The following is a 25,196-nucleotide window of genomic DNA, read 5'->3' on the forward strand; positions in this document are numbered from 1 at the left end:
GCTCAGCCAAAGAGTGCTTTCATGTCCACGTCGCGTTTCTCGTCTTCCGAAAATTCGAGCAACTCGAACGGCCTGAAATTGAATAGCCGAGCAATGATGAGGTCGGGAAATTCCTCCAGCCGGACATTGTTGTTGTTCACGGTCTGGTTATAGAACTCGCGGCGGTCGGCGATCGCGTTTTCGAGGCCGATGATCCGGGACTCTAAAGTGCGGAAGGAAGCATCCGCCTTCAGGTCGGGATAACGTTCTGCGACTGCAAAGAGCTGCGTCAAGCCCTGTCTTAGCTGGGTTTCCGCCGCACCGAGCGCATGCAGGTCAGAAATTTCCCGAGCTGCAAAGATGCCGGCGCGGGCCTGCATGACCTTTTCCAGCGTTTCTCTTTCATGTTGCATATACTGCTTACAGGTTTCGACCAGCTTCGGCAATTCATCGTGACGTTGTTTGAGCAGCACGTCGATGTTGGACCACGCTTTTGCGGTATCATGCTTCAGATTGACTAGCCGGTTGTAAATCAGAATGGCATACACGACCGCGAACAGGATCGTGCCGACTAGAATGAAACCGCCAACGCTCATACGCTCACCTCGTGCCTGTGAAATCGAATCGGGGATGGGAAAAGTATAGACGGCGGGGCCGGCGAGTCGTTTGGTATCAATTGGAGTGTCATAAGTGGCGATTCAGATTTACAACGGTATCGAGCCGAAATTGGGAGCCAGGGTTTATATTGCGGACAGCGCACTGGTGATCGGCGATGTGACTCTGGGGAACGACGTCTCAATTTGGCCGACGACAGTCGCGCGGGGCGATGTACACCGCATCGAGATCGGCGACGAGACCAATATTCAGGATGGCTGCGTGCTACACGTCACCCAACGAAGCCGCTATAACGAGGAGGGCAATCCTTTGATTATCGGGCGTGGCGTCACCGTAGGGCATCGAGCCGTTTTGCACGGCTGTACGATTGGTGATCTTTGCCTGATCGGCATCGGTGCCGTAGTTATGGACGGGGCCGTCGTGGAGAACCAGGTCATGATTGGCGCGGGCGCTTTGGTGCCGCCAGGCAAGCGCCTGGAAAGCGGTTTCCTTTACGTGGGGGCTCCGGCGAAGCAAGCCCGTCCGCTCAAGGAGGCCGAATTGGAATACCTCAGTTTCTCCAAGGACGGTTACATTCGCTTGAAAGATCAATATCTGGCCGACGCTGGGTTGCCCGGTGCTTAGCGTCAGCAGGGATGCTCCCGGCTCTTCAGAGCATCGATCACCGGACGGGTCTCCGGCCGAATTCCTCGCCAAATTTGAAATGCCTCGGCCGCTTGCTCGACCAGCATGCCCAAGCCGTCGACGCTGACGGCGGCGCCCGCGTCTCGTCCCCACAAGACGAAGGGGGTGGGTTCGGAACCGTAGGCGAGGTCGTAGCAATATCCGCCGGTCTGTAGGATATTCTTCGGTAGCGCGGGAACTTCGCCGGCCAGACTGGCGGCGGTTGCGTTCAGAATGAGATCGAAGGACTCTGTGCCGAGGTCCGAAAAGCCGCATCCTTTAATCAGACCGAGATCGCCGAATTCGTCCGCAAGCTGGAAGGCTTTTTCGGGGGTGCGGTTGGCGATTACTAGATGAGCCGGGCCGTGTTCTAACAGCGGCTTGATCACGCCGCGGCTCGCGCCGCCCGCACCTAACAGAAGGATTCGGAGGCCTTTCAAAGTAAGTCCGAGGTTGACTGTAAGGTCTCGTACCAAGCCGATCCCATCGGTGTTGTCGCCATAAATCGTGCCATCCGGACGCAAGGCTAAAGTATTGACGGCTCTGCTGAGTTCTGCCCGCTGGCTTCTATGGTCGGCGATTTTCCAGGCGAGTTCCTTGAGAGGAACAGTGCAATTCAAGCCCTTCCCGCCTCCGGCAAAAAAAGCCCGAACCTCGGTTTCGAAGGTTTCCGGTGGAACGTCTTGTGCCGTGTAGGTTAGGCGTTCTCCGGTCTGTTCCGCGAACAGGGTGTGAATAATAGGCGATTTACTGTGAGCAATGGGGTGGCCGAAGACGGCATAGCGATCTGCTGAGGACATGGGTTAAATAAAATCGGCTCTTTAGTTTTTTGAAGCGCTCAGGACCCGGATCCAATCGCATCTTCCCGAATCCATTCGGCGACGGTTTTGGCGTAATAGGTCAGGATGGCATCCGCTCCCGCGCGCTTGAGTGCCAGTAAAGACTCGAGCACCGTCTTCCGTTCATCGAGCCAGCCATTTTGCGCCGCGGCTTTGAGCATGGCGTATTCTCCGCTGACCTGATAGGCGAATGTCGGGACGCCGAAACGGTCTTTGACCCGGCGGATGATGTCCAAATAAGGTAAGCCCGGTTTGACCATGACCATGTCGGCGCCTTCCGCCAAATCGAGTTCGACTTCCCGCAGGGCTTCGTCCGAATTGGCTGGGTCCATCTGGTACGTGTATTTGTTACCGCTGCCTAGATTGGCCGCGGAACCCACAGCGTCTCGAAACGGTCCGTAGAAAGCTGAAGCGTACTTGGCGGAATAGGCGAGAATTCGGGTGTGGACGAATCCTTTCGCTTCCAGCGCACAGCGAATGGCGCCAACGCGACCGTCCATCATGTCCGAAGGCGCTACGACGTCAGCACCGGCTTCGGCATGAGACATCGCCTGTCTGACAAGTACCTCGACGGTCTCATCGTTGACCACATAGCCTTCCTGGTCTACGAGGCCGTCTTGGCCGTGAGTCGTAAAGGGGTCTAATGCGACGTCAGTAATGACGCCTAGCTCCGGCAAGTGCCGTTTCAGCATGCGTACGGCCCGTTGTACCAAACCGGCAGGGTTATAAGCCTCGCGTGCATCGTCCGTTTTCTTTTCCGGGGACGTTACGGGGAACAAAGCGATGGCAGGAATTCCGAGCCGGTAAGCCGTTTCGCACTCCTTTAATATAAGATCGATGCTCAGCCGTTCAATGCCGGGCATGGACGCAACCGGTTCCCGCCGATTCTCGCCTTCCAAAACAAAAAGGGGATAAATCAAGTCATCGGCGGAAAGTCGCGTTTCTCGAATGAGGCGCCGACAGAATTCGTATTGCCTCATTCGGCGCAAGCGAATATTGGGGTAAGAAATGCTATTATTTATCGACATTGTGGCCGGTTTATGGAGTGGGATACAGAGGGACCCAATAGTTTAGTGCATGCCGCCGAGTTATGATAAGAATACAAATAATGTGAGCAGGAGTTTTTAGATGAAACTTACCAAATCTTCCTTCGGACTAGTGAGCTGGGCGGTTACAGTGTCGTTGTTGTTAAGTTGGGCAGCCACGGCGTGGGCGGAGGAAGCATTGCTCCCGCCGCAGCAAGTGATCCAGCACAGTGCCGACGAGTTGCAAACCACTCTGCAAAAGCCGGAGTTCAAGAACGATTTCAAGAAAGCGACCCAGGTCGTGAATAGCATCATCGAGCCGCATGTGGATTTCGATCGCGTATCGATGCTGATTTTGGGCAAGTATTGGAAGACGGCAACGCCCGAGCAGAGGGAACGATTCAAAAAGGAATTCCGGACGCTTCTCGTACGTACCTATACCACCGCATTTACCGAGTACGCCAACTGGAAAATCCGTTATCTACCGCTCCAGATGAAGCCAGATGACAGGAAAGTAATGGTTCGTACCGAAATCCTCCAAGGGGGTGCTCAACCCGTAGCTGTCAACTATCGTATGGTTTTCACCAATAACGAGTGGAAAGTGTATGACGTATTGATCGAAGGGATCAGTCTGCTGCAGAACTACCGAGCTAGCTTTACCGATGAGGTTGCCCGCACTGGTTCCCTCGATCAATTGATTTCGCACCTTGCCGAGCGCAACGCGACCGCTATGAAAGAACCGCTCAGTTTCGCCGGTGGCGAAAAGAGAGGCTCATAGCCACTCTCTTGGTTTCAGGTAGTTCTTGTACAGATTGTCTTCGGCGCAACCTTCTTGCGGCTTCCAGTTGTAGCGCCAATGCGCGACGGGGGGTAAAGACATCAAAATCGACTCTGTTCTTCCCCCCGACTGCAGTCCGAACAATGTTCCGCGATCATAAACCAGATTGAATTCGACATATCTTCCGCGCCGATAGAGTTGGAAATCGCGCTCCCGTTCTCCGTAGGGCGTGTTCTTCCGTTTCTGGACAATCGGTAGATAGGCCTTTAGGTAATGGTCGCCTACGCTACGCAGGAAGTCGAAGCAGCGATCGAATCCCCACTCGTTGAGATCATCAAAAAATAGCCCTCCGACGCCCCGCGTTTCATTGCGGTGCTTCAGGAAAAAGTATTCATCGCACCACCGCTTGAATCTGGGATAAACGTCTTCCCCGAAAGGCAAACAAGCGTCGCGGGCGACTGTGTGCCAATAAATCACATCTTCTTCGAACGGATAATAAGGCGTGAGATCGAAGCCACCGCCGAACCACCAAACCGGCGGCTCGTTTTCCTTTTCCGCGAGAAAAAAACGGACATTAGCGTGAGAGGTTGGGACATATGGGTTCAAAGGGTGAATGACCAGGGACACGCCCACGGCCTGGAATGTCCGGCCGGCGAGCTCGGGCCGATGAGCCGTAGCGGAGGGAGGAAGGTTCCGGCCGAACACGTGGGAGAAGTTGACGCCGCCTTGTTCGAAGGTTTTTCCGCCGCGTAGCACGCGCGTTCTTCCGCCGCCGCCTCCGCTGTGTTGCCAAAGGTCCTCCAGAAAGCGGCTCTCCGGCTCCTCATTTTCAAGGGCGCGGCAGATCCTGTCCTGAAGTTCTTGAAGATAAGCTTTAACCTGTAAGATATCGGGTGTGTTCATGCGGCGATCGTCCCGTAAAAACGATTGTGGGTGGAAGTCTCCGGGATGCTGCGTTGGTTTGGGCGTTTTGCGGCCTTCTTCTTATACGATCTTATACGACGGACGAGATTGTAGCACGGAGGAATGCGGGATGTTTTTGCCTCAAAAACATTTAGTCTCGCTAAGTAGGCGATGCGGGACCGAATCCTTAGCCTATCCGGTTGCTTCGAAAGTCCGTCGGTAAGCCCAGGATAAGCGATCTTTTAGGCTCCAACAGAAGACAAATCCTTGAGCCAGCATGTCTCATCTTGATGTGATTGGCACAGTTTATTCCGGTCTCTTCTCGAGACCTAGCCAACCGCGATTGCGTCCCTGGTTGGAGCGTTTACCGTCGCAGTTGAACGAGGTTTTTGATGTCGCGAGGAACGGCAATTGGCCAGCTTGGCGGTCCGTGCTCGCTGACTTGCCTGAAATCTCTGCGTCCGAAGTCGATCTGAATGCCGATTGTATTTTTATCGACGGAGGGTGCAGTGAGGAAGTGCGAACGCGAATCGAGCAATTGCTGCGCCGCCTTCATCCGTGGCGGAAAGGGCCGTACACCATCCACGGCATTCATATCGATACCGAGTGGCGTTCCGACCTGAAATGGAACAGGCTCAAAGACCACATACAGCCGCTTGAAGGTCGGACGGTGCTGGATGTGGGCTGCGGGAACGGGTATCACGCCTGGCGGATGGTCGGGGGCGGTGCCGAGTTGGTGATCGGCATCGACCCAACGCTGCTGAGTGTCGTGCAATTTCTGACGGTCCGCCACTTTGCTGGCGATTTCCCGGTTTATGTGCTTCCTCTGGGTATCGAGGATGTTCCGCAGGGCCTTCGGGCCTTCGATACAGTTTTCTCGATGGGGGTGCTTTACCATCGACGTTCGCCTTTGGATCATCTTCTGGAACTCAAGGCTTGTCTTCGATCCGGCGGTGAATTGGTGCTGGAGACTTTGGTCATCGACGGCGGAGCGGGGCAGGTTTTGGTGCCAGAAGATCGCTATGCTCAGATGCGCAATGTATGGTTCATTCCGTCATGCCCTACCTTGCTGTCGTGGCTGAAACGATGCGGTTACCGGAATGGCCGGGTTGTCGACATCAGCAAGACCACTGCCGCCGAACAACGCTCCACAGACTGGATGCGTTTCCAGTCGTTGCCCGATTTTTTAGATCCGGTCAATCCGGCACTGACGATCGAGGGCTTGCCGGCTCCGATTCGGGCAGTGTTTATCGCGGAGAGCCCATAGGATCGAAAACCAGCGCTGGGGTAAAATAGTTTAAATCGCCTTCGACCCTTCTTAATAGATTCCTTCTCCTTCATGAAAACACCCCGTATTGGTTTTGTCAGCCTTGGATGTCCAAAGGCGCTGGTAGATAGTGAGCGCATTTTGACCAAGCTGCGCGCCGAAGGTTATAGCCTCGTTCCAACCTATCAAGACGCCGATCTTGTTGTCGTAAACACTTGCGGGTTCATCGATGCCGCGGTCGAGGAATCGCTGGAGGCAATAGGCGAGGCTTTGAGAGAGAACGGAAAAGTCATCGTGACGGGTTGCCTGGGCGTTAGAGAGAGCGAGATTCGCGCTCGTCATCCTCAAGTGCTGAAAGTGACGGGAGCCCATGCCTATGAGGAGGTCGTCGAGGCGGTGCATGAGCATCTGCCGCCGCTTCACGATCCCTTTGTCGATCTGCTGCCGCCAGAAGGCATTAAGCTGACGCCTCGCCATTATGCGTACCTCAAGATTTCCGAGGGCTGCAATCATCGCTGTACGTTCTGCATCATTCCGAGCCTGCGCGGCAATCTGGTTAGCCGCCCTATTGGTGAGGTGATGGCTGAGGCGGAACGCCTGGTCGCGGCAGGGGTGAAGGAACTGCTCGTGGTGTCTCAGGATACCAGCGCTTACGGAGTCGATTTGAAGCATCGGACCGACTTTTGGGGCGGGCGTCCGCTCAAGACTCGTTTTTACGATCTGGCCAAGGCCTTGGCGGAACTCGGGGTTTGGGTGCGCATGCACTATGTGTACCCGTATCCGCATGTGGATGACGTCATTCCGCTCATGGCCGAAGGGAAAATCCTGCCGTATCTGGATATTCCGTTCCAGCACGCCAGTGCTCGAATTCTGAAGCTGATGAAGCGCCCGGCGGCGGCCGAGAATATTCTGAGCCGGATCGCAGAGTGGCGGAGAATATGCCCGGAACTCGTGCTTCGCAGCACGTTTATCGTCGGTTTTCCCGGGGAAACCGAAGCCGATTTCGAGCAACTCCTCGCTTTTTTGCAGGAAGCGCAACTCGATCGGGTTGGCTGTTTTACCTATTCACCGGTCAAGGGCGCGGCCGCCAACAATTTGCCCGATCCAGTGCCAGAAGCCGTGAAGGAAGAACGTCTCGCTCGGTTTATGGCGGCGCAGGCCGAAATCAGCGCTAGCCGACTGCAATCCAAAATTGGACGGCGGGAAACGGTTCTAGTCGATGAAGTCGTGGAAGAAGGCGCGGTCGCTCGCAGCCGGGCCGATGCGCCGGAGATCGACGGTCAGGTGTTTATCGACGGTGCGACTCATCTGAAAGTCGGGGACTGGGCGGAAGTGATTTTCGAGGAAGCCGATGACCACGATTTGTGGGCCCACCTGGCCGATCATTAATTTCGGGCGGCTATCTTCCCGGCCGGATAGCCGCCCTCGATTTGTCAATCGAACTAGCTGTGGTGGTGTCCACCCGGGCCATGGACATGGCCGTGATCCAGCTCCTCGGGTGTGGCATCGCGGATCCCAGTGATTTCGACCTCGAAATTCAAGGTCAGACCGGCCATCGGATGATTGCCGTCTAGGATAACCTCATCGTCATCCACGCCGATCACCGTCAGCAGCTGAAGCCCTTCCGGAGACTGGGCATGGAATTGCATGCCCGGCAATATCTCCTGACCTTCTTCAAAAGCGGTTTTCGGTACCGACTGTACGAGATCGTCGTCGCGCAGGCCGTACGCTTCTTCAGGCGGGATGCTGACTGTGAACTTGTCGCCCACAGATCGACCGGTCAAAGCGTTTTCCAGCCCGGGAATGATGTTGCCCATTCCGTGAATATAGGCCAAAGGACCTTGACCCCTTGAGCTGTCGAGGATGTCGCCGTCATCACTGGTGAGGGTGTAGTGGATATGAACCACTTTGCGGGGTGAGACTTGCATGAGATACCCTTGCTGTCGCGGTGGTTGAAATTCCCATCATAACGAGTTTTCTCGACGATAGACAGGGTTGTTCGCATTTAGATATCAAGCGATGAAGTGATAAGGGGATTTTTGTGGCTTCCGGATGGTTTTGCGTTGTTCTTTATAGAGAAGGTATACAAAAACTCCCATCAATGCTGTCAGCAGGCCGCACTTTACACGCAACAAAAAATCCAGTTTCGCAATCCAATGCGGATGGGACAGGATGTAAGCATTCATGTGAGCAAACCAGTTCTCGAACATGACCTCGGCTCCTTGAAAAATCCCGTGCGAGCGTACCTAAAGTTCTTAGAATCAATTTTACGTGTTTGAATCCCCACTTTGCCAACAAATCCGTGTCATCGTTGTCCCTGCCTTGCAAAAACGGATCGGGCGCCGGGCGCATTGAGTGTGTTCGCCGCCTAAGGTAACATTCCGAGTTCTTTCTGGTCTAACAGCGAAAGATACTCCTCTGCTAATCCTCAACTTCGTCAAAAGGTTGTTCAAATTGCCGCGGCCTAAGCCGGAGGCAGCGGTGAGTGCCAGGATTTATCCGCGATCCGAACACATGATTTCCCGCTCGATGATCAGCGGTAACGCACTAAAGGTGCTGTATCGCCTAAAGAAATCGGGGCATCAGGCGTATTTGGTCGGCGGTTGCGTGCGCGACTTACTTTTGGGGCGCGAGCCGAAGGATTTCGACGTCGTCACCAGCGCACATCCCGAAGAGATTAGGACGATCTTTCGTAATTGCCGTTTGATCGGGCGGCGCTTTCGCCTCGCGCATGTGCACTTCGGGGATGAAATTATTGAAGTGGCCACCTTTCGAGGACTAGCAGGTGAGGATAGCTCTGAGGGGCGCGTCATAGAGAACGGCCGCATTTTGAGGGACAACGTCTACGGAACCATCGAAGAAGACGCTTTCCGCCGAGATTTTACGGTCAACGCGTTGTATTACAACATCGCCGACTTTTCTGTAGTTGATTACGTCGGCGGCATGGAGGACCACAAGGCCGGTGTGCTGAGACTGATCGGTGATCCGGAACAGCGGTATCGGGAAGATCCGGTGAGGATGCTTCGAGCGATACGTTTCTCGGTCAAACTTGGTTTCACCATTCATCCCAGTTGCGCCGAACCGATCAGACGGCTCTCCCATTTGCTGCGAGAAATCCCACCAGCCCGTCTTTACGAAGAAGTTCTGAAGCTGTTCTTATCCGGATACGCCGTACAGACTTTCGAACAGCTCCGGCAATTCGGGTTGTTTGCGGTGCTGTTTCCAGAGACGGAGACATGTCTGGCCAAGGAGCAGCAGGGTTTTCCTCTGACCTTTTTGGCGAAAGCCCTGGAGCGTACCGACCAGAGAATTCAGGAAGGCAAACCGGTGGCGCCGTATTTTCTGTTCGCGGCTTTACTGTGGGAGCCTGTGCGGTCGAGGGCCCAAGCCCGAGTCGACGCAGGTGAAAACGATATTATGGCTTACCAAGAAGCCGCAGGCGAGGTGATCGGAGCTCAAGTCCGGCATACCGCTATGCCGCGGACCGTCAGCCAGCCAGCACGCGAGGTATGGGCGCTGCAGCCGCGGTTTGAGCGGATTCTCGGTTCAAGGCCGTTCCGCTTGCTGAGTCACCCTCGTTTCCGTGCTGCGTATGATTTTCTGTTAATCCGGGCGGAGACGGGCGAAGCCGAGCCTTCGCTCGCTCAGTGGTGGACTCGATTCCAACAGGCGGACGAAGCCGAACGCAAGGCCATGACGAGTCCGGGTCGGCGTCGCTCTGGCCGGTCGCGGTCACGCAAACGCAGGGTTCGTACTGAACCTCCCGCCAATGTGTCCGTCTGATTGTTCAAAGCGGCTCAGCAAAGTGGTGGCCTATATTGGTCTAGGGGCCAATTTGGGTGACCCCGTGATGACCATCGAGTCGGCGCGGTCGGCCGTGAGTCGGATTGCAGATGTTCGGGAATTGGCTTTTTCAAGCCTATACCGCAGTACGCCGATGGGGCCTGCCGATCAACCCGACTATGTCAATGCCGTGATGGCGGTCGAGACAACATTAGCACCCCTGGCATTGTTGCGCGAACTCCAGATCATAGAAACCTCCTACGGACGGGTACGCACGGGTGAGCGCTGGGGACCTCGTACGCTGGATTTGGATCTCTTGCTGTACGGCGACGAAACCATAGTGAGCGATGTGTTGACCGTACCTCATCCGGGGATCGCGGACCGCGAATTCGTGCTCTATCCGCTCGCGGAGATCGCGCCGGACCTCGATATTCCCGGCCGGGGACCGCTGGCCGATCTGGTTAGCAAATGTCCGCAACGAGGATTGAAGGTGATTGAGCATGCCTGACGCGCTCAAGGCTTTGACGATTCCGGACCTGGCGGAAATGAAGGCGAATGATAAGAAAATCGTCGCGCTTACCGCATACGATGCCAGTTTTGCCAGGATTCTGGACGAGGCCGGGGTCGATCTTGTATTGGTCGGCGATTCCTTAGGGATGGTTGTGCAAGGCCAGCCGACGACACTGCCGGTGACCCTGAGCGACATGGTTTACCATACCCGGTGTGCGGCGCGCGGCGTCCGCCGCGCGATATTGGCGGTGGATATGCCGTTTGCCAGTTATTCCGGGCCAGCGCAGGCGATCGATAGTGCCGCTCGTCTGATCCGGGCCGGAGCGCATATGGTTAAGCTCGAGGGGGGGCAAAAACGGGCGGAGACCGTTCGTGCCCTGGTCGAACAGAGTATCCCGGTGTGCGGGCATTTGGGATTGCTGCCCCAATCGGTCCATCAGGTCGGCGGCTATCTGGTACAGGGAAAGGACGAGAAAGCCGCGCAAGCGATCCTTCAGGATGCCATTGTTCTTCAGGAAGCCGGTGCCAGCCTTTTGGTGCTCGAATGTGTGCCGGCGACCTTGGCCGCCGAGATTACCGCGGCTCTCGATATTCCAACGATCGGCATAGGGGCTGGTCCGGACTGCAGCGGTCAGATTCTCGTGTTATACGACATGCTCGGGATTACGCCGGGTAAGCGGCCTAGGTTTTCTCGAAACTTTCTTCAAGGCGTAGAAGATATTCCGTCGGCTATCCGCGCTTATGTGGAGGATGTGAGAGCGGGTCGGTTCCCGACCTCGGAACACAGTTTCTAGAGGTTTTGCAGCGGAAAATTCAAAGCTCAGCATGCTGATTATCGACTCTGTCGCTGCTCTGCGTGAAACCGTTCGGGGGTGGCGTTTGAAAGAACTTTCGGTGGCTTTCGTGCCGACGATGGGAAACCTGCATGAAGGGCATTTGCATCTGGTTCGTGAAGCAAAGCGACTCGCCGATCGCGTGGTGGTGAGCGTTTTCGTCAATCCAACACAATTCTCTCCGGGCGAGGACTTCGATGCCTATCCGCGTACGCCCGCAGCAGATGCGGAAAAGCTTCGCGGCGTTGCGACCGATCTCTTGTTCATGCCTTCGGCAGGCGAACTGTATCCGGCGGGTTTGGGTGCGACGACGTTCGTCGAGGTGCCGGTATTATCGGATGAGCTCTGCGGACGTTTCAGACCGGGGCATTTCCGGGGCGTCGCCACCATCGTCTGTAAGCTTTTTAACCTGGTGCAGCCAGATGTCGCGCTGTTCGGCGAGAAGGACTACCAGCAGTTGTTGATCATTCGGCGCATGGCGGCGGATCTCGATTTTCCCGTGCGAATTCACGCTGTCCCGACCGTTAGAGAGGCCAGCGGCTTGGCGCTGAGTTCTCGAAATACGTATCTCACGACTGAGCAGAAGGAGCAGGCGGCTCTCCTATATCGCTGTCTGTGCCGCGCAGCTGAGGCCATCCGTCGTGGAGAACTGGATTTTGAGCGTATCGAACGGCAGCAGATCGAGACCTTGCAAGCGGCCGGATTTCGCCCCGATTATTTCAGCGTCCGCCGCGAAACCGATCTGGCGCCAGCAGGACCGGAGGATTCTTGTCTCGTTATTCTGGCCGCAGCTTGGCTGGGTAAAGCTCGCCTAATCGATAACGTCCGGTTGACTCGTGAGCTGAGTCGGTAAAGCCGGAGAAGACTGCTTGCCGACCAAGGCAGCCTTGATGATATCACTTTTAACAAAGCGCTCGGCTTCGGTTCGGACGAATGCCTCGAACTCTCTTGCCACGGCCGACAGACGCTTGCCGGCCCGATGCACGATGTACCATTGGCGCATGATCGGAAACGATTCGACATCCAAAACGACGATCCGTCCGTCTTCCAGTTCGCGCTCTACAGTATGTATCGATACGATGCCTAGGCCGAGACCTTCTTCGACGCCTTGTTTGATGGCGCTATTTGTGTTCATTTCCATGCTGGCCGAAATCTGCACGCCTTTTTCCGCCAGGAAGCGCTCGACGGCATCGCGGGTGCCGGAACCTTTTTCCCGCATAAGAAAGGTCTCCTGGCTGAGTTCGCTTAAGGGTATGCTTTTTTTCCCAGCCAAGGGATGATTGGCGGCGGCGACCATGACCAACGGATTGACCATAAACGCTTCCGCCACCAAGTCTTGATCTTCCGGTGGTTGTCCCATGAGCACAATATCAGCCTCGTTATCGTCCAGTTGCTGCAGCAACCCTTTACGGTTGGTGACCTTAAAACGGACTTTTACCTTCGGATAGCGCCGGCAGAAATCGGCAAGAAGGCGAATTGCAAAATAATGGACGGTACTGGCGACAGACACCGCCAAGTGTCCACCTTCCGTGCCTTTCAATTCTTCGATCAGCTGTTCCGCTTCCTCTAATTGCAAGGAGATCGTTCGACTCAGCCGATACAACTCCTCCCCAGCTCGGGTCAGGTAAATTTTCTTTCCCAACCGCTCAAATAAGGGTAAACCGACGGCATCTTCGAATTGTTTGATTTGCATCGAAACAGCGGGCTGGGTTAGATAAAGTTCTTCCGCTGCTCGGGTGAAGCTCAAGCAGCGAGCCACCCTTTCGAAGACCTTTAATTGCCGAAGCGTAATATTCATGCTCTTGGATCGACATGCGAATATAAAAAATATTTATTTTGAAAGTATGGACTCAATGCTTCTTCTTATGCAATATCCTCGAACTGAAGCTGGCCTTGACTTTGATCGCGAGCAAGTAGTAGTGCAATGGCCGATTCAGGGCTAGGCGTGAGAAGTTCCATCGTAGTTTCGGATACCATAATTTACTTAGGCTTTTCCAGGGAGCCATTGGCACCGAGATTGCCGATCGACCTCGTTTTGCCTGGTGCCACGTCTTCGTGGCGGTTTTTCGGCGTTTTTAGCTTCGCGGCAACGCGATCCGCCAAGAATTTCGACGTGTTTTGCGGTTCGCGGTTACGCTTGTGCGGTTAAAATAACGAATTAAGGAGGAGGTATCTCATGTCCAAGAAACATCCTGTCATAGCAGTCACCGGTTCGTCCGGTGCGGGTACGACTACCGTCAAGCAGGCATTCGAGCGTTTATTTTTCCGCCTGAATATCAACCCGGCGGTGGTCGAGGGTGACAGTTTTCATCGCTACGACCGGGAGGAGATGCGCGCACTGATCGCCAAAGCGCAAGCGGAAGGACGGCACTTCAGTCATTTCTCGATAGAGGCGAACCTGCTCAAGGAGCTAGAGTATTTGTTCCGGCAGTACAGCGAGACCGGCACTGGAAAGCGCCGTTATTACATCCATAACGAAGAGGAAGGTCAGCGTCTCGGAGGCTACAAACCGGGGACCTTCACGCCGTGGATCGATATTCCTGAGGGAACGGATTTGCTGTTTTACGAGGGTTTGCACGGCGCGGTGAAAAACGAGTTCGTGGATATTCCACGATACGCGGATCTCTTGGTCGGTGTCGTTCCCATCGTCAATCTAGAATGGATACAAAAAATCCACAGGGATACCGCAGAGCGCGGCTATAAGCCCGAGGATGTCACCGATACGATCCTCCGCCGCATGTACGATTATGTGAAGGTCATCACGCCTCAATTCTCCCAAACGGACATCAATTTTCAGAGGGTGCCTCTGGTCGATACCTCAAATCCGTTCATCGCCCGCGACATTCCCTCGCCGGACGAGAGCCTCGTGATCATCCGGTTCAAAAATCCGCGCAAGTTCAACGTGGATTTCCAGAACCTTTTGGCGATGATCAAAGATTCATTTATGTCCCGCTACAACTCAATTGTCGTGCCGGGTGGCAAGATGGGACTCGCCATGGAAATCATTTTCCGCCCCATTCTGGAGCGGATGATGGAAGAGAAGAAAAGTGCCTGATCAATCGTGAGGCTCGTGTCGATACGGTCTTTTTTAAGCCGGCTGTAAATTGGCGTAGGCAAGCATTAGCCATTTAGTGCCAGCCTCGGCGAAGTTCACCTGAACCCTGGCTTGGTTGCCTTCTCCCTCATACTGAAGAATTACGCCCTCGCCGAATTTCGCGTGCCGGACGCGCTGTCCGAGTTTATAGACGCTGGCACGCTCGCTCACGCCTGATGAAACGTGCGAGGACATCATCGGCCGTCCGATGCTTCCGCGCATGCGTACCTCTTGAAGATACTCGGACGGAATTTCCCGCAGGAACCGGGAAGGGCGGGGATAGGTTTCTTTGCCGTAGAGGCGGCGGGTCTCCGCGTAGGTAAGAAAAAGCTTGCGCTTCGCACGGGTGATGCCCACATAGCAGAGGCGGCGTTCTTCTTCCAGGCGCCCGGGCTCTTCCAAGGACTGCAGGCTAGGAAACAGTCCTTCCTCGAGTCCGACAATGAATACCAGGTCGAATTCCAGCCCTTTGGCCGCGTGTAGGGTCATGAGCTGCACGCAGTCCTCGAACTCGTCGCTTTGATTCTCTCCGGCCTCCAGTGCAGCATGGGATAGAAACTGGTCGAGTTTCGACAGTTCCATGTCCAGTTGCGGTTCGTATTCGAACTGGCGTGCGGCGTTGATCAGCTCGTCCAGGTTCTCGATTCGCGCTTCGGCTTGCTCGCCTTTCTCCTTTTCATAATGGGCGCGGAGACCGGAAGCCAAAACCACATGTTGCACCTGTTCCCAAAGCGTATGTTCCGCCGTGTCCCGGGCCATGGCTTCGATCAGCTGCAGAAAGCCGGTCAGTGGCGTTCGAGCTCGGGCCGGCAACGCAGAGTCGCGGCACAAAGCTTCGGCCGCCTGCCAGAGGGAGCAGCGCTCGGCGCGGGCAACGTCGCGGATCAAGTCGATTGTCTTGGCGCCAATTCCACGTACGGGCGTATTGACGACGCGCTCGAAAGATGGATCGTCGTGGCGGTTGGCGATCAGGCGGAGATAGGCGAGCGCGTCTTTGATTTCCGCACGTTCGAAGAAGCGAAGTCCGCCGTAGACCCGGTACGGTATCCCCATGGCCAGAAATTTTTCTTCGAACTGTCGGGACTGTGCGTTGGAACGGTAAAGAATAGCGGCGTCTCGACGGGCATTGCCCTCCTGAGCCCACTGTTTGATCCGCTCGGCGACGAAATAAGCCTCGTCCTGTTCGTTGAAAGCGGCGTATACGGAGATCGGCTCCCCGATGCCGCCCTCGGTCCATAAGGTCTTTCCGAGTCTACCCTCGTTGTTTGCGATCAGAGCGTTCGCCGCGTTCAAGATGTTGCTGGTGGAACGGTAATTCTGTTCTAGCCGGATGAGCCGGTGGCTAGGATAGTCTTTCTGAAAGCGGTGGAGATTTTCCACTTTGGCTCCGCGCCAACTGTAGATGGACTGATCGTCGTCGCCCACGACGAACAAGTTTTCGCGTTCCTGGGTCAAGAGTCGCAGCCATGCATACTGAATCCGGTTGGTGTCCTGGAATTCATCTACCAGTACGTGGTGAAAGCGGCGCTGATAATGCTCCAGCACCTCCGGCGTGTCGCGGAGAAATTCGTGGGCGCGCAGCAGCAATTCGGCAAAATCCACTAGCCCGGATCGTTCGCAGGTTTCCTCGTAGGCGAGATAGATGCGTTGCATCTGCTTTTGGTATGGATCGTACGATTCCGGGAGATGGCGGGCCCTGCGGCCTTCTTCTTTGTGCGCATTGATGAACCATTGCACTTGACGGGGCGGCCAGCGCGCTTCGTCCAGATCAAGGCTCTTGAGCACGCGGCGAATGAGCCGATGCTGATCGTCGGAATCAAGGATCTGAAAAGCGTCGGGTAGTCCTGCTTCCTTGGCATGACGCCGCAATAGGCGGTGTGCGAGACCGTGAAAGGTGCCGACCCATAGGCCCTGGGCGGAGATATTCAGAAGCTGTTCAATGCGACCTCGCATTTCGCTCGCGGCTTTGTTGGTAAAGGTAACCGCCAAAATTCCGTGCGGTGAAATACCCTCCATTTGCATGAGCCAGGCAATGCGGTGTACAAGCACGCGGGTTTTGCCGCTTCCGGCGCCGGCCAATACCAAGAGAGCTGGGGTAGGTGACGTGACCGCCTCCCGCTGCGCAGGATTTAGAGGACCGATGATAGGGGTAATGTCCATGATGCTATTCTAATCGGCTTGCGTGAACGATATGAAGCTTGCACAATCGCAATCTCTTTCTGAGAGAGGAGGTTAGCGATGAGTTTCGATATAAAAAAAATGACTAAACGCGAGCTTAATGTTGGGCTCAAGGATCAAAAAATTCGCTACGGCGTCGGCGCCGCACTGGCGCTGCTTTCGGTATTTCTGGCCAACATCCCGCTGTTGATTATCGGCGGTCTTTTACTGGGATCTGCCCATCTCCGTTGGTGCCCAGTTTATTCCGGGCTTGGCCGGAGTACAGTGGAACCAGGAGAAGAGCAATCCGGTTCCACCGGGCCTCAGACCAATCATTAGATCGCATTTCTTGGAACGGATTCTGTCGGTTTCAATCCAACATGGCGCAGGGAGGCGCCGAGTACCCGTCGCCTCAAACTTTTTATCTGTCAAGCTAACCCCTTTTTCGGCTTTGCCGCTGTCCTCTCCAGAGCCTCCTTCGTCGCAAAGAATAGAGCCACCAACGCAATCGTCCACTTGGGTCGGTTCTTGCAAAAAGTTTCCTATAAAGAAACAATATTTATATTATATGGATAATTGTAAACAATAAGTTGTTAGATAAGATGAGGCTGTAAGCGATCATGAGTCGGTTAACGTCCGAAGGGAGGTTCAGATGATTGCGATGACTTGGGTTGAATTGTTGCTAACTGGTCTGCTTGTAGCTTCCATTGCTTTCTCGGTTGGGTTCTGCGTCAGCAATTACGCAAAAGCCGACAAAGACGATGTAGGTTTTTTTAAGAAAAGCGGTTAAATAGGTCACCGTCATAAGGTTCCTTTTGGGACCGTGGTGATGAGATCTGACGTTTTCATGATAGGTTTTTGTAGCTTTTTCCGGGGGAGCCGCCGACCGGTTTTTTCCCGGAAAAAGCTTTTGCCCTCCGAATCGTCTCGTCTTTGGTCATAGCGGCTTTCGGTATCGACTTCATTCCTTTTGGCTGCTCTTGACCGATCGATAGGGGTGAACGCCCTTTTCCGCGACAAGCGTCCTATTTCCGGACACTGCACTTTTCCAGCAGTTGAACGAGTGTGAGCTGCTAGGCGGCTAGCAGTTTCGGCTCGTGAAATGACCGTTATCCGACTTCCCGGCTTTGCGGTACCCACGATGTGGCTTGCGGTTGACGCACACTCCTCGCTGCGCTCGCGGGGCTCTGCTGGGGTATTGTCTTAAGTTATTGGTTTAAAAAAGAAAGAATCCTGTCGAAGCAGCTCTGCCGGAGCTTGTCTTAAGTACGTCATCACCTCGAAAAAATAATCGGGATCTCGCTTGACTTGATAGCGGATGATTTCTATATTCCATTCAAGTGGTAAGAAGTGGAAAAAAATGGATCCCGATGGAAGTAGGGGGATTTCTTGTTTCGAGGCGTTAGCTCGATCAATCTCGACGAAAAGGGTCGATTGACCATGCCCACCCGTTATCGGGCGGAACTGCATGAAACTTGTGATGGCCAGTTGGTGGTTACCGTCGGTTTGGATAAATGCCTCATGCTCTACCCGCTTCCCGAGTTTGAAGAAATCGAACGTAAGCTGGTGAAGCTTCCTTCCCTGAATAGGCAAGCCAAGCGGCTGCAGCGTTTGCTGATCGGCCATGCTACCGAGTGCGAGATGGATGGCCAGGGACGCTTCCTGGTTCCGGAGCCTTTGCGAAAGTTCGCCGGGCTGGAAAAGCGTGTGGCGCTGATCGGTCAAGGCAATAAGTTCGAGATCTGGGACGAGGACTTATGGAGCGCCTCTCGCGATGAGTGGATACAAGAAGAGCGCATGGAAAGTCTGGAAGACCTCTCGCCCGAGCTGGGATCGTTGGCACTGTGAGCCAGGAGGGTCGCACCCACCGGCCGGTCATGCTGCGTGAGGTGCTCGATGGTCTGGCTCTGAGGGCTGACGGTTTATATGTCGACTGCACCTTCGGGCGTGGTGGGCATAGCGCGGCGATTCTCGAACATTTGGGCGCGGAAGGACGGTTGCTGGCGCTCGACAAAGATCCGGAAGCCGTGGCTTCCCAAGAAGCGAGACGTCTTTGCGCGGATCCACGGTTTGCGCTTGACCACGGTAGTTTCGCAAATCTGCGCGAGTTCGTGGAACGGCGCGGGTGGTTGGGGCATATCGCCGGTGTGTTGATGGACTTGGGCGTATCGTCGCCCCAACTGGATGAAGCCGATAGAGGATTTAGCTTCATGCGAGAGGGTCCTCTAGATATGCGCATGGATACCACACAAGGCATGACAGCGGCCGAATGGCTTGCGGGCGTATCCGAAAGGGAGTTGGCTAGCGTGCTTCGAGATTACGGGGAGGAACGTTATGCGCGGCGTATTGCCCGGGCAATCCTTGAAGAGCGATCGAAGCACCCGATCCTTTCTACGCGCGAATTGGTCGAGATCATCGAGAACGCCGTCCCTACCCGAGAAAGGAGTAAGCACCCGGCCACGCGGAGTTTTCAGGCAATACGCATTTTTATCAACAGAGAGCTGGAAGAGCTTGAGCGGGGACTACGGCAGGCCGTGGACGTACTTAAGCCCGGTGGGCGGTTGGTGATCATAGCTTTTCATTCTTTGGAGGATCGGATCGTGAAGCGATTTATGCGCGACGAGGAGCGTGGCGGAGCGTCACTCCCGCATTTGCCCTTGCAGGCGACCGAGCCCGGAAGGCTGAAACGCATCGGCAAAGCCCGCATGCCGGGACCAGAAGAAGTTCGAGACAATCCGCGTGCTCGCAGTGCGGTCCTGCGTGTGGCGGAGCGCCTCTAGCCATGAGGGTTCTTCTAGTTTTACTCGTGGTCGCGGTGGCTTCCGCCTTGGGCGTCGTTTACACCAAGTACCGTTCGCGACTGTTGTTTGCCGAGGTTCAGCGACTCGAACAGGAGTTGGACGCGTATGACGAGGAATGGGGACAGTTACAGCTCGAGCAGAACACCTGGGCCGAACATAGCCGTATCGAACGGATGGCGCACGGCCGCTTGGGCATGCTTCTGCCGCCAAGAGAATCGATTATTTATATCAAACCTTAGACGTAGACGTCGCGTCGAAATATGTTGATTATCCAACCCAGGCCGGTAAATGAGGCAAATTACAACGGGCGCTGGTATTTTCTGCTGGCCGTCATGCTGATGGCCATGGTGGTTTTGATCGGACGCGCCGTTCACCTACAGGTGCTGGACCGGCAGTTCCTCAAGCGCCAGGGTGATTTGCGCCATATCGGCATACTGCCGGTCCCGGCGCACCGCGGTCGAATTCTCGATCGTAACGGAGAGTTGCTGGCTATCAGTACACCGGTCAAATCGATCTGGGTTAACCCGAAAGAGTTCCGCGCGGCGGAGATCCCAGCGGGTAAGCTTAGGCTGCTGGCCGAGCTTCTAGGTCTAGCCCCGAAAGCGCTTGAAAAACACATTGGACGCAATGAGAACCGCAGCTTCGCTTATCTGAAGCGCCGGATCAATCCCGAGTTGGCCGACCAAGTTTTGGCTCTAGGTATCCCGGGCGTTTATGCGGAGCGGGAATATCGTCGCTACTATCCGACGGGGGAAGTGGCCGCCCACCTGGTCGGCTTCACCAATATCGATGACAAAGGTCAGGAGGCGATGGAACTCGCCTACGACGACTGGTTGAAAGGTGTGGATGGGGCGAAACGGATTCTTCGCGACGGCAAGCGGCGTATCATCGAAGACTTAGAATCTATCAGGCCGCCTGTGCCCGGCAGGGATCTCATTCTGAGCATAGATCAGCGTCTGCAATACCTCGCTTATCGGGAACTCAAGAAGGCCGTACTCCAGCATCAGGCGCGCTCCGGTTCTTTGGCGCTGCTGGATGCCCAGACAGGCGAAGTGTTGGCGATCGTCAATCAACCCTCTTATAACCCTAACAGCCGCATTCAGGTGAAGGGAAGCGCATCGCGTAATCGGGCGATAACCGATGTGTTCGAGCCGGGGTCGACGATGAAGCCGTTCGTCGTGGCCCTGGCCTTGGAACTCGGACTCTATCGTCCCGACACCGTGATCGATACCACGCCGGGTACGATGCGCGTGGGGCGCAATGTCGTCAAGGATATCCATAACTATGGGGTCCTTGATGTGGCGCATGTCCTTCAAAAATCGAGCAACGTGGGTGTTACGAAGATCGCGCTTAACTTGCCGGCGAGGAAGCTCTGGGCTTTCTACAATAATCTAGGCTTCGGCCAGCCTTTGGAGACGGGGTTTCCCGGCGAAGCAAACGGCCGCCTTCCCGATTATCAAGGCTGGAGCCCGTTCGAACAGGCAACTCTCTCGTTTGGTTATGGCATGTCGGCCTCGACGTTGCAGTTGGCGCGAGCTTATCTAGCGCTCGCCAATGACGGGGTGATGCCCATGGTAAGTCTCGTCAAGCGAGACAAAGCCCCCGAGTCGCATCGCATCATGTCAGACCATACGGCCGTCAGCGTACGCAGGATGCTCGAGCGGGTCGTTAGCCGCGAAGGTACGGCACTGAAGGCCGCGATTCCGGGCTTCCGAGTCGCCGGCAAGACCGGGACAGTGAAGAAAAGTGCCGTCGGTGGCTATTCATCTTCTCAATATCTATCGGTATTTGCTGGGATGGCGCCAGCAAGCAAGCCGCGTTTGGTTATGGCGGTCATGATTGACGAGCCATCGGCCGGAGAGTATTACGGCGGTGCCGTGGCCGCACCGGTTTTTTCACGTGTCATGGAGGGAGCTTTGCGGTTACTGAACATCGCTCCGGATCAGGAGGAGACCATGCCTATCCTTGCCGCGCAGCAGGATGAACCGGCATGACAAACGTCGAAAAACCGGTTCAAGGATACAAGCTTGATTCCTTGGTATCCGGATTTATCGATAATCCCGTTCCGTTGTCGGTTGACGTCACCGGGCTTTGTCACGACAGTCGGCGCGCTCGTCCCGGTGATCTTTTCGTGGCATTGGCAGGACACCGTTCGCATGGTATGCGCCACGCCGAGCAGGCGGTTCGGCATGGTTGTTCGGCCATCATTTACGATCCTGCCGGAGACGGACATCTCTTCGCGAGCGGTATTGCCGGCATACCCTGTATTCCGGTCGAGGCGCTGAGTCAAAAGCTGGGGTTCATCGCCGACCGTTTTTTTGGCACGCCTTCCGCATTTCTGGATGTCATCGGGATTACCGGCACGAACGGCAAGACGTCGTGCAGTCACTTTCTCGTCCATGCACTTTCGGCCAGAGCGACTGCGGCCGTAGTGGGGACCTTGGGTTTTGGAGCTCCGGGTGCGCTCGAGGTGACGCACCATACCACGCCGGACGCCATCGAGGTTCACCGACTCTTGGCTCGTTTGCGCGGTCAGGGCGTCAAAACCGTGGCGATGGAGGCATCGTCCCACGGTCTGGTGCAGGGCCGTCTCAACGGTGTGCGTTTTAAAGGCGCGTTGTACACGAATTTCGGCCGCGATCATCTCGATTACCACGGCACCATGGAAGCTTATTTGGAAGCCAAGCTAAGTCTTCTCACCTGGCCGGGGCTGGAGTTCGCGGTCTTCAACGCCGATGACCCGATCGCGGACGCCATTTTGAGGCGAGCACCGTCTCAATTAAAATTGATAGGTTTCAGCTTGAGCGAGCGATCCATCGAGTCGGCGCCCGTGGTTTCTGCGGAAGCCGTACGTCAAGATGCACAGGGAATCTCTTTTCGGGCGCGATATCATCAACAACTCGCTAATGTATCCGCCCCGGTTTATGGCGATTTCAACGTAGAAAACCTTGCCGCCACATTGGCGGTTTTGGTCGCTTTAGGATACGGGTTGCCCGAAGCGGCGGAATTGCTCAAGAATGTTCAGCCCGTTCCGGGACGGATGGAACGGTTTTCACGGCTGGGACGCACGGCCGTCGTGGACTATGCCCATACCCCCGATGCATTGGCTAGCGTATTGCGCAGCTTGCGCCGACATTGCGAAGGCAGACTATGGGTGGTCTTCGGGTGCGGCGGCGACCGCGACCGTGGTAAACGCCCGCTGATGGGGGCCGTCGCCGAGGAACTGGCCGATGTCGTCATATTGACCGATGACAATCCCCGCTTCGAGAATGGAGACGCGATCATCAGGGATATTCTGTCTGGCTGCCGTCAGAATAAAGCCGCCACTATTCGAAATCGCCGCGAAGCCATCGTCTGGGCGCTGGAGCGGGCGGGGGCGGGCGATATCGTTCTTATAGCCGGAAAAGGACACGAAGATACCCAAGAAATTCAGGGACAGAAATATCCTTTCCGTGATCGCGACGTCGTAATGGAAACTCTTTCGGTACTGGAATTGCCGAGATGAAGATGCACCTTTCCGAGTTTAGCGCGATCGTCGGCGGTGAGTTGCGGGGCGACGATGTGGCATTTGAGTGTCTGAGCATCGATACGCGCACTATGAAGCCGGGCGATGTTTATCTGGCAATCCGAGGCACTCGGTTCGACGGCAACGATTTCGTTGCTCAGGCGAAAGCTGCGGGCGCGCCTGCGGCGGTGGTGGAACGCTGGGTAGATTGCGATTTGCCCCAGGTGCGGGTTGAAAACGGGCGAATGGCGCTCGGACGATTTGCGGCGGCTTGGCGCGATCGATGGAGTGGCCGTTTGGTCGGCATCACCGGCAGCAACGGGAAAACCACGGTCAAGGAAATGATTGCGGCGATTCTGGAGGTCGCGGCACCGGTGCTCAAGACGCAGGGCAATCTCAACAACGATATTGGCGTTCCATTGATGCTGTTGCGGCTAACGGACGAATACCGTTTCGCCGCTATCGAAATGGGAGCGAATCATCCGGGCGAGATCGCTTATGTTGCTGGATTGGCGAAACCCGATGTTGCTGTGATCTCGAATGCCGGTGCAGCGCATTTGGAAGGATTCGGTTCGCTCGAGGGGGTCGCGTCCGCGAAAGGTGAATTGATTTCATCGCTGAGACCGGGCGGTACGGCGGTGCTCAATGCCGAGGATCGTTTCTTTGATTTTTGGCGTGATATGGCTGGCAGTCGAGCGGTGATCAGTTTCGGATTCGGCCCCGGTGCCGTTGTGCGTGCCGACAAAGATTCCATACGGATGGGATTGAGTGACGGCAAATTCCGCACGTCTTTCGATCTTCTCTATCAGGGCGGGCGGTATCCAATAGCTTTGGCCTTGGCTGGAGATCACAATGTCGTCAATGCCTTGGCGGCGGCGGGTGTGGCTTGCGCCCTGGGGCTCGACATTGAGCAGATCCGGGTGGGGCTTTCCCGTGTAACTCCCGTGTCGGGACGTTTGGAGCCGCTGACCGGCGTTCGGGGATCCTTGGTGATCAATGATGCCTATAACGCCAATCCCAATTCCTTTCGGGCCGCGCTGAGCGTTTTAACGCAACTTCCGGGCGAGCGCTGGGTTGCCTTAGGTGCGTTTGGCGAGTTGGGCGATGCGAGCGCGGAATTGCATGCCGAGATCGGTCGTCAGGCGAAGGCGATGGGCGTCGCGCGACTGTTCGCCGTGGGGCCGAACGCGGATCGAGCAGCGGAGTCCTTCGGCGAGGGCGCCATGTACTGTCGCGGGCAGGATGAATTGATTGAACGAATACAACAGCAGATTAACGAGAACGTTGTGTTATTGATTAAAGGTTCACGCAGTCAGCGTATGGAACGGGTGGTGGAAACCTTGCGCGAGCGGAGCGGTTTATGCTGCTGATAGTCGCGGAGGCGCTCCAGAAGTACTTCGACGTTTTTCGCGTCTTTCAGTACCTGACTTTTCGCGCCATTCTGGGCGTGCTGACCGCCCTGATCATTTCGTTCATCGTCGGTCCGGTGATGATCCGCCACCTCAGCAAATACAAAGTCGGACAGAACATCCGGAGTGACGGGCCGCAAAGCCATTTTTCCAAGGCCGGAACCCCAACCATGGGCGGGGCTCTCATTCTGGTCTCGATCGCGATCAGCACCGTGCTCTGGGCTGATCTCGGTAACCGCTACGTGTGGGTTGTCTTGCTGGTTACGCTGGCGTTCGGGCTGATCGGCTTCGTCGACGATTACAAGAAGCTTGTGCTGGGCAATAGCGATGGCCTCGCCGCGCGACACAAATATTTCTGGCAGTCCGTCGTAGGCACGTTGGCGGCGTTATTTCTCTATGGTACTGCCACGGTTGCCGCTGAAACTCAGTTCATCGTTCCCTTTTTCAAGCAGGTTGTGCTGAATCTGGGGGTCGCTTATCCGATTCTGGCCTATTTCGTGATTGTGGGTTCGAGCAACGCGGTGAACCTCACCGACGGTCTCGATGGCCTCGCCATCATGCCGACGGTTATGGTGGGCGGTGCGCTAGGCATTTTCGCGTATGCCTCCGGCAACGTGAACTTTGCGGAATATCTGGGCATTCCATTCATACCCAAGGCCGGCGAGTTGGTGGTCTTTTGCGGCGCATTGGTGGGTGCGGGGCTCGGGTTTCTCTGGTTCAACGCATATCCCGCCCAAGTTTTCATGGGGGATGTCGGCGCGCTGGCCCTTGGCGCCGCCCTCGGAACGCTCGCCGTACTTGTTCGGCAAGAAATCGTATTAATGATCATGGGCGGCGTGTTCGTCATGGAGACGGTTTCGGTGATGCTTCAGGTCATTTCCTTCAAGCTCACCGGACGTCGGATTTTTCGCATGGCACCTATTCATCATCATTTCGAGCTAAAGGGATGGCCGGAACCCCGTGTGATCGTCCGTTTTTGGATTATCACCGTGATTCTGGTCTTGATTGGACTCGCGACCTTGAAGTTGAGGTGAA

26 protein-coding genes are annotated in these 25,196 nt (G+C 55.5%); 18 read left to right on the forward strand and 8 right to left on the reverse strand.

Features of this window, described 5'->3' with window-relative positions:
- Positions 1–2 precede the first annotated feature (2 nt).
- Complete coding sequence (locus tag QEN43_RS17710) at positions 3–575, reverse strand: LemA family protein (protein WP_026609621.1); 573 nt, start codon at positions 573–575, stop codon at positions 3–5.
- Between the two features lie 94 nt (positions 576–669).
- Between QEN43_RS17710 and QEN43_RS17715 the strand changes: the two genes are divergently transcribed.
- Positions 670–1,218 carry a gamma carbonic anhydrase family protein gene (locus tag QEN43_RS17715; protein ID WP_026609622.1) on the forward strand — a complete coding sequence of 183 codons (549 nt, stop codon included), beginning with the start codon at positions 670–672 and terminating at the stop codon, positions 1,216–1,218.
- 2 nt (positions 1,219–1,220) lie between these two features.
- On the opposite strand, the gene aroE is transcribed toward QEN43_RS17715, so the two are convergent.
- Positions 1,221–2,057, reverse strand: a complete 837-nt coding sequence (gene aroE / locus QEN43_RS17720) for a shikimate dehydrogenase (RefSeq protein WP_026609623.1) — start codon at positions 2,055–2,057, stop codon at positions 1,221–1,223.
- A 38-nt stretch (positions 2,058–2,095) separates the two neighbouring features.
- Positions 2,096–3,124, reverse strand: a complete 1,029-nt coding sequence (hemB, locus tag QEN43_RS17725; protein ID WP_036268007.1) for a porphobilinogen synthase — start codon at positions 3,122–3,124, stop codon at positions 2,096–2,098.
- Positions 3,125–3,224: 100 nt separating this feature from the next.
- On the opposite strand from hemB, the gene QEN43_RS17730 reads away from it, so the two are divergent.
- Positions 3,225–3,899 (forward strand): MlaC/ttg2D family ABC transporter substrate-binding protein, encoded by a 675-nt coding sequence (locus QEN43_RS17730; RefSeq protein WP_051331515.1) that lies wholly within the window; start codon positions 3,225–3,227, stop codon positions 3,897–3,899.
- Here the strand turns inward: QEN43_RS17730 and hemF are convergent.
- Positions 3,894–4,802 (reverse strand): oxygen-dependent coproporphyrinogen oxidase, encoded by a 909-nt coding sequence (gene hemF / locus QEN43_RS17735; protein WP_026609626.1) that lies wholly within the window; start codon positions 4,800–4,802, stop codon positions 3,894–3,896. The two genes, QEN43_RS17730 and hemF, sit on opposite strands and share 6 nt — an antisense overlap.
- Positions 4,803–5,079: 277 nt before the next feature.
- On the opposite strand from hemF, the gene cmoB reads away from it, so the two are divergent.
- Positions 5,080–6,069, forward strand: a complete 990-nt coding sequence (gene cmoB, locus QEN43_RS17740; protein WP_026609627.1) for a tRNA 5-methoxyuridine(34)/uridine 5-oxyacetic acid(34) synthase CmoB — start codon at positions 5,080–5,082, stop codon at positions 6,067–6,069.
- 72 nt (positions 6,070–6,141) lie between these two features.
- On the forward strand, positions 6,142–7,458 hold the full coding sequence (gene rimO / locus QEN43_RS17745; protein WP_026609628.1) for a 30S ribosomal protein S12 methylthiotransferase RimO: 1,317 nt from the start codon (positions 6,142–6,144) through the stop codon (positions 7,456–7,458).
- A 53-nt stretch (positions 7,459–7,511) separates the two neighbouring features.
- Here the strand turns inward: rimO and QEN43_RS17750 are convergent, their stop codons facing one another.
- Together QEN43_RS17750 and QEN43_RS17755 are read right to left on the reverse strand one after the other, a co-directional pair.
- Complete coding sequence (locus QEN43_RS17750) at positions 7,512–7,997, reverse strand: FKBP-type peptidyl-prolyl cis-trans isomerase (RefSeq protein WP_026609629.1); 486 nt, start codon at positions 7,995–7,997, stop codon at positions 7,512–7,514.
- Between the two features lie 84 nt (positions 7,998–8,081).
- Entirely contained in the window at positions 8,082–8,279 is a 198-nt protein-coding gene (locus tag QEN43_RS17755) for a hypothetical protein (protein ID WP_026609630.1), read from the reverse strand.
- 271 nt (positions 8,280–8,550) lie between these two features.
- Here QEN43_RS17755 and pcnB point away from each other — a divergent pair, with 271 nt between their 5' ends.
- The 4 genes from pcnB to panC are packed head-to-tail and all read left to right on the forward strand — an operon-like array spanning position 8,551 to position 12,048.
- Positions 8,551–9,852, forward strand: coding sequence for a polynucleotide adenylyltransferase PcnB (gene pcnB / locus QEN43_RS17760; protein WP_235726540.1), 1,302 nt, complete (start codon positions 8,551–8,553; stop codon positions 9,850–9,852).
- The gene (gene folK / locus QEN43_RS17765) at positions 9,839–10,360 is read left to right on the forward strand and encodes a 2-amino-4-hydroxy-6-hydroxymethyldihydropteridine diphosphokinase (RefSeq protein ID WP_051331516.1); all 522 of its coding nucleotides are present in this window, start codon (positions 9,839–9,841) and stop codon (positions 10,358–10,360) included. Before pcnB ends, folK begins: the two co-directional genes overlap by 14 nt.
- Positions 10,353–11,156 (forward strand): 3-methyl-2-oxobutanoate hydroxymethyltransferase, encoded by an 804-nt coding sequence (gene panB / locus QEN43_RS17770; protein WP_084161761.1) that lies wholly within the window; start codon positions 10,353–10,355, stop codon positions 11,154–11,156. The genes folK and panB overlap by 8 nt, the downstream gene beginning before the upstream one ends.
- 31 nt (positions 11,157–11,187) lie before the next feature.
- Complete coding sequence (gene panC / locus QEN43_RS17775) at positions 11,188–12,048, forward strand: pantoate--beta-alanine ligase (protein WP_026609633.1); 861 nt, start codon at positions 11,188–11,190, stop codon at positions 12,046–12,048.
- On the opposite strand, the gene QEN43_RS17780 is transcribed toward panC, so the two are convergent.
- Entirely contained in the window at positions 12,007–12,993 is a 987-nt protein-coding gene (locus tag QEN43_RS17780) for a LysR family transcriptional regulator (RefSeq protein WP_317963455.1), read from the reverse strand. The genes panC and QEN43_RS17780 overlap by 42 nt on opposite strands.
- Positions 12,994–13,371: 378 nt before the next feature.
- Between QEN43_RS17780 and QEN43_RS17785 the strand changes: the two genes are divergently transcribed.
- Positions 13,372–14,250, forward strand: coding sequence for a phosphoribulokinase (locus tag QEN43_RS17785; RefSeq protein ID WP_317963456.1), 879 nt, complete (start codon positions 13,372–13,374; stop codon positions 14,248–14,250).
- Positions 14,251–14,283: 33 nt separating this feature from the next.
- On the opposite strand, the gene uvrD is transcribed toward QEN43_RS17785, so the two are convergent.
- A complete protein-coding gene (gene uvrD / locus QEN43_RS17790; RefSeq protein WP_026609635.1) occupies positions 14,284–16,449 on the reverse strand; it encodes a DNA helicase II in 2,166 nt (721 codons plus the stop codon).
- A gap of 78 nt (positions 16,450–16,527) precedes the next feature.
- Here uvrD and QEN43_RS17795 point away from each other — a divergent pair, with 78 nt between their 5' ends.
- From QEN43_RS17795 to mraY, 9 genes are all read left to right on the forward strand, one after another.
- Entirely contained in the window at positions 16,528–16,785 is a 258-nt protein-coding gene (locus QEN43_RS17795; RefSeq protein ID WP_026609636.1) for a YgaP family membrane protein, read from the forward strand.
- 313 nt (positions 16,786–17,098) lie between these two features.
- Positions 17,099–17,236 carry a hypothetical protein gene (locus QEN43_RS17800; RefSeq protein WP_317963457.1) on the forward strand — a complete coding sequence of 46 codons (138 nt, stop codon included), beginning with the start codon at positions 17,099–17,101 and terminating at the stop codon, positions 17,234–17,236.
- 599 nt (positions 17,237–17,835) lie between these two features.
- The gene (gene mraZ / locus QEN43_RS17805) at positions 17,836–18,294 is read left to right on the forward strand and encodes a division/cell wall cluster transcriptional repressor MraZ (RefSeq protein ID WP_026609638.1); all 459 of its coding nucleotides are present in this window, start codon (positions 17,836–17,838) and stop codon (positions 18,292–18,294) included.
- Positions 18,291–19,226 (forward strand): 16S rRNA (cytosine(1402)-N(4))-methyltransferase RsmH, encoded by a 936-nt coding sequence (gene rsmH / locus QEN43_RS17810; RefSeq protein WP_268870460.1) that lies wholly within the window; start codon positions 18,291–18,293, stop codon positions 19,224–19,226. The genes mraZ and rsmH overlap by 4 nt, the downstream gene beginning before the upstream one ends.
- A gap of 2 nt (positions 19,227–19,228) precedes the next feature.
- Positions 19,229–19,486 (forward strand): cell division protein FtsL, encoded by a 258-nt coding sequence (gene ftsL, locus QEN43_RS17815; RefSeq protein WP_026609640.1) that lies wholly within the window; start codon positions 19,229–19,231, stop codon positions 19,484–19,486.
- 21 nt (positions 19,487–19,507) lie between these two features.
- A complete protein-coding gene (locus tag QEN43_RS17820; RefSeq protein ID WP_026609641.1) occupies positions 19,508–21,241 on the forward strand; it encodes a peptidoglycan D,D-transpeptidase FtsI family protein in 1,734 nt (577 codons plus the stop codon).
- Positions 21,238–22,752: a UDP-N-acetylmuramoyl-L-alanyl-D-glutamate--2,6-diaminopimelate ligase gene (locus QEN43_RS17825; protein WP_036268010.1), complete on the forward strand. Its 1,515-nt coding sequence runs from the start codon at positions 21,238–21,240 to the stop codon at positions 22,750–22,752. The genes QEN43_RS17820 and QEN43_RS17825 overlap by 4 nt, the downstream gene beginning before the upstream one ends.
- Positions 22,749–24,122 carry a UDP-N-acetylmuramoyl-tripeptide--D-alanyl-D-alanine ligase gene (locus tag QEN43_RS17830; protein ID WP_317963458.1) on the forward strand — a complete coding sequence of 458 codons (1,374 nt, stop codon included), beginning with the start codon at positions 22,749–22,751 and terminating at the stop codon, positions 24,120–24,122. The genes QEN43_RS17825 and QEN43_RS17830 overlap by 4 nt, the downstream gene beginning before the upstream one ends.
- Complete coding sequence (mraY, locus tag QEN43_RS17835) at positions 24,113–25,195, forward strand: phospho-N-acetylmuramoyl-pentapeptide-transferase (protein ID WP_026609643.1); 1,083 nt, start codon at positions 24,113–24,115, stop codon at positions 25,193–25,195. Before QEN43_RS17830 ends, mraY begins: the two co-directional genes overlap by 10 nt.
- The last annotated feature ends 1 nt before the right edge of the window (position 25,196 follow it).

The sequence above is a fragment of the Methylocaldum szegediense genome (assembly GCF_949769195.1).
Lineage (GTDB): Bacteria > Pseudomonadota > Gammaproteobacteria > Methylococcales > Methylococcaceae > Methylocaldum > Methylocaldum szegediense.

Bases quoted from the DNA above. Each gene is read 5' to 3' on its own strand.
- QEN43_RS17830 (WP_317963458.1), top strand. From the start codon at position 22,749: ATGAAGATGCACCTTTCCGAGTTTAGCGCGATCGTCGGCGGTGAGTTG.
- panB (WP_084161761.1), top strand. From the start codon at position 10,353: ATGCCTGACGCGCTCAAGGCTTTGACGATTCCGGACCTGGCGGAAATG.
- rimO (WP_026609628.1), top strand. From the start codon at position 6,142: ATGAAAACACCCCGTATTGGTTTTGTCAGCCTTGGATGTCCAAAGGCG.
- aroE (WP_026609623.1), bottom strand. From the start codon at position 2,057: ATGTCCTCAGCAGATCGCTATGCCGTCTTCGGCCACCCCATTGCTCAC.
- QEN43_RS17750 (WP_026609629.1), bottom strand. From the start codon at position 7,997: ATGCAAGTCTCACCCCGCAAAGTGGTTCATATCCACTACACCCTCACC.
- QEN43_RS17825 (WP_036268010.1), top strand. From the start codon at position 21,238: ATGACAAACGTCGAAAAACCGGTTCAAGGATACAAGCTTGATTCCTTG.
- QEN43_RS17755 (WP_026609630.1), bottom strand. From the start codon at position 8,279: ATGTTCGAGAACTGGTTTGCTCACATGAATGCTTACATCCTGTCCCAT.
- QEN43_RS17785 (WP_317963456.1), top strand. From the start codon at position 13,372: ATGTCCAAGAAACATCCTGTCATAGCAGTCACCGGTTCGTCCGGTGCG.
- folK (WP_051331516.1), top strand. From the start codon at position 9,839: ATGTGTCCGTCTGATTGTTCAAAGCGGCTCAGCAAAGTGGTGGCCTAT.
- cmoB (WP_026609627.1), top strand. From the start codon at position 5,080: ATGTCTCATCTTGATGTGATTGGCACAGTTTATTCCGGTCTCTTCTCG.
- hemB (WP_036268007.1), bottom strand. From the start codon at position 3,124: ATGTCGATAAATAATAGCATTTCTTACCCCAATATTCGCTTGCGCCGA.
- panC (WP_026609633.1), top strand. From the start codon at position 11,188: ATGCTGATTATCGACTCTGTCGCTGCTCTGCGTGAAACCGTTCGGGGG.
- QEN43_RS17710 (WP_026609621.1), bottom strand. From the start codon at position 575: ATGAGCGTTGGCGGTTTCATTCTAGTCGGCACGATCCTGTTCGCGGTC.
- QEN43_RS17730 (WP_051331515.1), top strand. From the start codon at position 3,225: ATGAAACTTACCAAATCTTCCTTCGGACTAGTGAGCTGGGCGGTTACA.
- ftsL (WP_026609640.1), top strand. From the start codon at position 19,229: ATGAGGGTTCTTCTAGTTTTACTCGTGGTCGCGGTGGCTTCCGCCTTG.
- hemF (WP_026609626.1), bottom strand. From the start codon at position 4,802: ATGAACACACCCGATATCTTACAGGTTAAAGCTTATCTTCAAGAACTT.
- QEN43_RS17820 (WP_026609641.1), top strand. From the start codon at position 19,508: ATGTTGATTATCCAACCCAGGCCGGTAAATGAGGCAAATTACAACGGG.
- QEN43_RS17800 (WP_317963457.1), top strand. From the start codon at position 17,099: ATGATTGCGATGACTTGGGTTGAATTGTTGCTAACTGGTCTGCTTGTA.
- mraY (WP_026609643.1), top strand. From the start codon at position 24,113: ATGCTGCTGATAGTCGCGGAGGCGCTCCAGAAGTACTTCGACGTTTTT.
- QEN43_RS17780 (WP_317963455.1), bottom strand. From the start codon at position 12,993: ATGAATATTACGCTTCGGCAATTAAAGGTCTTCGAAAGGGTGGCTCGC.
- QEN43_RS17795 (WP_026609636.1), top strand. From the start codon at position 16,528: ATGAGTTTCGATATAAAAAAAATGACTAAACGCGAGCTTAATGTTGGG.
- uvrD (WP_026609635.1), bottom strand. From the start codon at position 16,449: ATGGACATTACCCCTATCATCGGTCCTCTAAATCCTGCGCAGCGGGAG.